A 6,000-nucleotide genomic window follows, 5' to 3' on the forward strand; every position below is an offset into this window, starting at 1 on the left:
AAAGATTAATGAACTGCCAAAAAAGTTTATACTATTGGACAGATAACGCTACACCCTCTATCCATCGAATTTCTCTCTTCCTTACCACTTCATAAGTAGTATTTTTGTTGAGAGTATTTTGGAAGATAAGCCTTATTAAACTAGTCTTTTTTCCCATTGCTATGAAAAAAACGATTTGCAATTATAAAATTAATGAGTTAATCCAGAGAAAATTTATTTAAAGAAAAAAGCAATTAAGTGTGTTGGAATAAGTTTGCTGGAAAAAAAATCTATTTTAATTGATGATTTTCCAAATTTCTTCTCATTGCTATTACTTAAGAATAATGGTTGGTATGTAAGGGTTCACATATAGTTTCAGGTATTTGAATTGAGTGTTTCGTTTGACTGCGGTTGCTAAAATAGCAGCCTGTCGTAAATAAACGGCTTCGGAATAAAAATAATTGCAATTTTTCGCCAATAAATCCCATAAATACTTCTTTTCGGAATATCAACCTAATGGAAAAATGCTTTTTATTCGTTCTTTTCTGTAATGACTTGAGAAAGAAACACGTCAGTTTTATGATGGCATTAGATTAGATATGTTAGATAAGTTAAATAAGGTTTGAAACTTACACAAATCTAATAACAACATTGAGAGGATTAGTAAACTTATAACCCGCTACATATAATAGGATATAGCTATTACAAAATTATTATTTTCCAAGCCTCTATATGTACTAAAAGATTTGCGTAAGTTAATAGCAGTGCAAATTATCAACAAAATTTTGTAACTCAGAAATCTATACAATTTATATAGAAACTGGCATTGAGTAAATGCACTGATTTAATTAACTACCTGATCTAATTAACTACCTGGCTACCATGACTGCGCGGATCACTTTGACTGCTAACAGGTGCAACCCGAGTAGAAAATTCAGACACTTGACCGCTCACTTGAGCATAAGGCAAATCTGAATTATTCGCCAAGGCATCTAGATTACTTGTCATAATTTGGCGGGGTTGATCGCCAATAGCTTCGGCTATTGTAACTCCACCATCATCTAGATACACAAAATGAGGGATACCATCAACTTGGTATTTGACCATTTCCGGCAACCACTTGGTATTATCGACGTTTAGCATTACGAAATTAATTTGATCGCTATAGTCTTGTTTTAATTGAGCAATATCTGGTGCCATTTTTTGACAAACTGTACACCAATTAGCATAAAACTCTACTAATGAGGGTTTCCCATTTTTCATTGCTACTTCTAGTGGAGTAGATTTGCTGTCTAATTCTGCGAGGGAAGTTGTTGTTGTTTGACTTCGTATTCCCAGAAGTAAAGTCACACCAAGGATAATTGCAACAACTGCGATTAGGAAGTTTCGCAGCCGTTTTCCAGTTGTGGTGGATTCAGTTTGGATTGGAGAATTTGCTGATGAATCCGTAGACATCGCCTATTTATCAAAAATTATTAAGTGCTGGTATCTTACTTCAGTTTAACCCTGTCTTTATCTATCCGAACTGATTTAAATCTTGGAGAATGGTAATTATATTTGCTTGATAAATACGTTACAACTAAAAAAAACCGATTATAAACCTGTGAAAAAACGAGTTACCCTTACCTTTCCCAAACGCGCTGTCCAAATCCCTATTACATATCTGTTAGCAAAGGACTTTAATGTTGCAGCTAATATTATCCGCGCTCAGGTAGCACCGAATCAAGTTGGTAAATTAGTAGTGGAACTTTCGGGAGACATTGACCGATTAGATGAAGCTGTTGAATGGATGCGATCCAACAGCATTACGGTTTCTAAAACTTTAGGTGAAATCCTAATCGATGAGGATAGATGCGTTCACTGTGGGTTGTGTACGGGTGTTTGTCCTACCCAAGCTTTAACTCTCAGTCCGGAAACCTACGAATTAACCTTTACTCAACGACGTTGTATTGTCTGCGAACAATGTATTCCGACTTGTCCGGTAGAGGCGATTTCGACTAATCTTTGATGAGTAAGGAGTAAGAAGTAATGAGTAAGGAGTAATCAGTCAAGTTACCAGTCCCCAATCCCCAATCTCAAACACATCAGCGATAACGCTACTTTCACCTACTAATCTTTTGGTTTGTGAAGGTGAGTCGTAAACTATCAAGAGCCGAGTTTCTCCACAAGTATCTTGAAACAAGGTAATTCCTTCGGCGCGATCGTCTCGATTACCATGGGGAATTTGTATCACGATTTCTGGTGTGGTGAGTGTATTTCCCTTGAGGTTAATTACATTTTCTAGAGAATAAACACATATAGAACCATCTAAATCCATTGTTGGACCAGCTAAAATCAATAAATCTTCGCCGTCCAAATATAAATCTCTAATTCCCAAACCGTTTAAGTTAATAAAATGCTTTCGATATAATTCGCGATCGCAACCAATTTCCTTTAACTTTAATAATCCTGGAGCAGATTCTTCCAATTCAATTTCTAACATTACTGCCCATCCCCGCAATACGGGACCGCGCAAACCGAGAAAAATTCGGTTTTGGACGACAGCTATTCCTTCAATATCAAACCCATTATCTTTACCAGGAATTGCGGCTTTAATAAAAGCTCCGAGATGGGAGTCTTCAGCTAAAGCCTCCATTAGTGTATTTCCTTGTTCGGTTACTTCTAATTTTGCTGCGGTTAACTTAACTTTTGAGTTATCCGGATCGGGAGAAGATGATAATAATTCACCATCAATTAGAGGGATACGTCCAAGGATATAACGATTAGGTTCAGTTGCTATTGTTGCAAGTCTTTTGAAATTTTTTTTATCTGATTTTTCTGGTTTGACTCGCTTCCGTTTATAACTGTGGGAACCAACAAACCATAAATAATTATCATGATAACTAATTCCTTCAATATCTATTTCTTCTTCTTCCGGGGCTGGTAAATCAATAAATTCTGCAACCCTAAATTGTTTGTGCTCGGCAAATTTTTCTGGATCTACTTTAGATAATCTTTCTATTGTTGAAGTTTCGTCCGAACCCAACCATAAATAATTGTCAGAACTTAAATATACTGCTGAAAGGTCTTCTCTGTGTTCTGAATAATCTTTCCCAAATACAAGTAATACCTGTTTGATTAAAGCTGGATTTGGCATCTTTGATTAAGATATAAAAATATTTTACGTAAATTTGAAGACTTATTATATATGTGAAAATTGGTAATTGGTAATTGGTAATTGGTAATTCCTCAGTCACTGGTCATAACTTCTGACTTCTGATTCCTGACTTCTGACTTCTGACTTCCGATTTCTGATTCCTGACTTCTGACTTCTGACTTTTGTACAGACGTAGCATGCTACGTCTCTACGGCTTCTGACTTCTAACCTGCATCTACAACCCACAAAATAAATAGAAACGCGAGCATGTCACGTTTCTAAGTTCAGTTTATTTTTATCTGTGAAAAATTTGACAATTAAAAATTTGTTGATAATTACTTAATTTTCAACAATTCCACATCGAAAATTAAAGTTGCATTGGGAGGAATAACGCCACCAGCACCACGAGAACCATATCCCAATTCAGAAGGAATAATTAGCTTTCTACGTTCGCCTACTTTCATTGTACTGAGTCCTTCATCCCAGCCCTTAATTACTTGTCCAACACCGATTTTAAAATCAAAAGGACGATTGCGATCGCGGGAACTATCAAATTTACTTCCGTCTTCTAGAGTACCGGTATAATGTACGGTTACAATTTGTCCCTTTTCAGGAGTTGCTCCACTTCCTTCTTGAAGGACAACATATTTTAGTCCTGAAGGGGTTGTAACAACGTTCTCTTCTCCTGAGGGGGTAGCAGCGACGTTTTGATCGGACATATCTTTGCTCGCTATTAAAGTATTGTTTTCGTTTACGTTACCTGATGTTGCTACGGTAGTATTAATAGGGTTAGCAACAGCAGACTGCGGTTTTTCACCAGTTATTTGTGCGAATACCAAAACCACAGTACAAATAACAACGAAAGTCGCGCTGAGAAGAATTGCTTTCAAAATCACTCCTTCCTAATTAAAGGTTTCTGGGAATTGGGATTACTAATAAAACAAATCTTAGTTTATCAGCTTATGGCAAATGTACCAGTTGGAACTTAAGCAAATCTTAGGATGTTTATTTTCATACTTTTAATTACAAGTATTATTACTGCTGTATCAATAAACCCTCCCATGATTGTGAGGAAAACATCAGCGGGAGGGGTGTAAGATATATTTATTTTTTACTACCAAATTACATATCTTCAGCGCCACATTTTATTTTCTAAATCGCGGACTTGACGTTCTAAGCGATCTATTCTTCCTCTTAGTTCGTCGACTTCTGACTGACGAGCAACTCCCAAATCTTGCATCATATTCCGCATTTGTCGTTCCATATTGGTTCCCCAGTTATCTTGCTCAGATTTGAGTTGTTCTACCATATCATCCATAACTTCTTTGGCTTGTTCTGGATCGAGTTTGCCATCCTTCACCATTTTTTCGCTGGCTTCTCGTAGTTTTTCCGCCATAACTGATGTTGTACCAATACCGAGCATTAGTAACTGTTGCATCCAGTTGTTGTTATCCATGTTTTCTCCTCTCTAAAATTTCTTATCCTTGAATTTTTATTCTTAAAATTTATCCTTAAAACTTATTTGACCCCAAATTTGCAATGTATTTTTGGTAATGACCAGTTCAAGTCCTTAACAAACTGTATTTTAATCAAGTGCATTTTAATCAAGTACATTTTAAAATCACTATTTTATACCTATAACTTTATTTATTACTTGGTATTAAGTGAGAATATACAGTTGTGCTGCTAGGGTCAATATGTTTTTCCTCACCTCTACAGCTCTATTCTGACAAATTCAAGCTAGGAATGAAAGAAAGGTGGTTATTGAGTTACTCAAGTTTAAAATGGATCCTGCGGTACGGGAAAAATTTATTCAAAAGGATGAAGATATTTGGACTAACGCTTTAAGAAAATATTCTGGGTTTTTAGGAAAGGAAGTTTGGATTAATCCCAATGATAAAGGTGAAGTGACAATAATAGTGCAGTGGGAAACACGAGAACAGTGGAAGAGCATACCACAGAAAGATTTGGATGTTATCGAAGCGAAATTTGATTCGTCACTGGATTTTAATTATGAAATGATAGAGTCATCGGAGTATCAAGTCCGAAAATTTCCTCGCAGGTAAATGCATAAATCCATAGAAGTTCAACCATAGAAATTAAAAGCTAAAAGCTTAACGTTTTGGAGATTTTCTGGGTTTTTCCACCTCACGCATAGCTTCTCTACCCAAAATAAACATTCCTGTCACACCCAAACAAACAAACCAAATGTATTCTTGCCAATACAGACCAATTTGTTGAGTAGGGTTGAGTTCTGGGTGCAGTGTATTTAAGTATAGCAGTAGCACGAGGATTGTTAAGGCAGAAAAACCGACAAAGCTTAAACCAATCTTGATCCGGGCTGGTCGCAGTTCCCAATCGCTAATTTGGTCGAAATCAATTTCTGCTAATTCACTCAAAGTGTCTTCTGCAACAAATGAAGCTTCTTCTATACGTTTACTTAGTTCGGGCGATACAATTGGCACAATTGCACCGACTGTCGGACGACGCAAGAAGGCTTCTGTGTCGCGTAAAATTTCTAATGGCTTACGTTTCTGCGGTTCAGCGAATTCCAGATTTTCTGGAGTTTCTTCGGCGTTGTCTTTGGGTTCAAAATCCATAATCTGATTTTTAGAGTAGGTTTTGATAATTCGCCGGATTAAAAATATTGGGGGATTGGGAAAATACACTATTTCCAGTCCCTTACTATCAGTAATATTTTAACTGCTGAGCTATATTTCCATTGTAGAGCGGGAAGTAATAAATTATTCTTGTTTGAGGTGTTCCTCTTATCTTTGTATCAAAATTTTTTAAACCTAAAGCAACAGAAAATAGTTGTTCTTTCTTCTTCCCTGTTCCTTTCTTCTTAAAACCCAAATCTTTTATCGACCCACTTTTTAGCCTTT

General features: G+C 36.3%; 8 protein-coding genes. 2 read left to right on the forward strand and 6 right to left on the reverse strand.

The window, feature by feature from the left end:
• Nucleotides 1-840: 840 nt before the first annotated feature.
• Entirely contained in the window at nt 841-1,434 is a 594-nt protein-coding gene (locus QNJ50_RS18840) for a thioredoxin family protein (protein ID WP_300638026.1), read from the reverse strand.
• Nucleotides 1,435-1,582: 148 nt separating this feature from the next.
• On the opposite strand from QNJ50_RS18840, the gene QNJ50_RS18845 reads away from it, so the two are divergent.
• Entirely contained in the window at nt 1,583-1,987 is a 405-nt protein-coding gene (locus QNJ50_RS18845) for an NIL domain-containing protein (protein WP_300638028.1), read from the forward strand.
• Between the two features lie 39 nt (nt 1,988-2,026).
• Here the strand turns inward: QNJ50_RS18845 and QNJ50_RS18850 are convergent, their stop codons facing one another.
• The 3 genes from QNJ50_RS18850 to QNJ50_RS18860 form a co-directional block, all read right to left on the reverse strand.
• Nucleotides 2,027-3,115 carry a DUF3616 domain-containing protein gene (locus tag QNJ50_RS18850; RefSeq protein WP_300638030.1) on the reverse strand — a complete coding sequence of 363 codons (1,089 nt, stop codon included), beginning with the start codon at nt 3,113-3,115 and terminating at the stop codon, nt 2,027-2,029.
• A 335-nt stretch (nt 3,116-3,450) separates the two neighbouring features.
• Nucleotides 3,451-4,005: an FKBP-type peptidyl-prolyl cis-trans isomerase gene (locus QNJ50_RS18855; protein ID WP_300638032.1), complete on the reverse strand. Its 555-nt coding sequence runs from the start codon at nt 4,003-4,005 to the stop codon at nt 3,451-3,453.
• Nucleotides 4,006-4,247: 242 nt separating this feature from the next.
• Nucleotides 4,248-4,571, reverse strand: coding sequence for a phasin family protein (locus QNJ50_RS18860; RefSeq protein WP_027846283.1), 324 nt, complete (start codon nt 4,569-4,571; stop codon nt 4,248-4,250).
• Between the two features lie 301 nt (nt 4,572-4,872).
• On the opposite strand from QNJ50_RS18860, the gene QNJ50_RS18865 reads away from it, so the two are divergent.
• The gene (locus tag QNJ50_RS18865; protein ID WP_300638036.1) at nt 4,873-5,181 is read left to right on the forward strand and encodes a TIGR03792 family protein; all 309 of its coding nucleotides are present in this window, start codon (nt 4,873-4,875) and stop codon (nt 5,179-5,181) included.
• A 48-nt stretch (nt 5,182-5,229) separates the two neighbouring features.
• On the opposite strand, the gene QNJ50_RS18870 is transcribed toward QNJ50_RS18865, so the two are convergent.
• Together QNJ50_RS18870 and QNJ50_RS18875 are read right to left on the reverse strand one after the other, a co-directional pair.
• On the reverse strand, nt 5,230-5,715 hold the full coding sequence (locus tag QNJ50_RS18870) for a hypothetical protein (protein WP_300638038.1): 486 nt from the start codon (nt 5,713-5,715) through the stop codon (nt 5,230-5,232).
• A gap of 88 nt (nt 5,716-5,803) precedes the next feature.
• Nucleotides 5,804-6,000, reverse strand: a 197-nt coding sequence (locus tag QNJ50_RS18875) for a hypothetical protein (protein ID WP_300638040.1), incomplete at its 5' end; no start/stop codon positions are given.

The organism is Mastigocoleus sp. MO_188.B34 (assembly GCF_030065675.1).
Classification (GTDB): Bacteria; Cyanobacteriota; Cyanobacteriia; order Cyanobacteriales; family Nostocaceae; genus Mastigocoleus.

Coding starts and splice junctions, on each gene's coding strand:
- QNJ50_RS18840 (WP_300638026.1), bottom strand. CDS start 1,434: ATGTCTACGGATTCATCAGCAAATTCTCCAATCCAAACTGAATCCACC.
- QNJ50_RS18850 (WP_300638030.1), bottom strand. CDS start 3,115: ATGCCAAATCCAGCTTTAATCAAACAGGTATTACTTGTATTTGGGAAA.
- QNJ50_RS18860 (WP_027846283.1), bottom strand. CDS start 4,571: ATGGATAACAACAACTGGATGCAACAGTTACTAATGCTCGGTATTGGT.
- QNJ50_RS18870 (WP_300638038.1), bottom strand. CDS start 5,715: ATGGATTTTGAACCCAAAGACAACGCCGAAGAAACTCCAGAAAATCTG.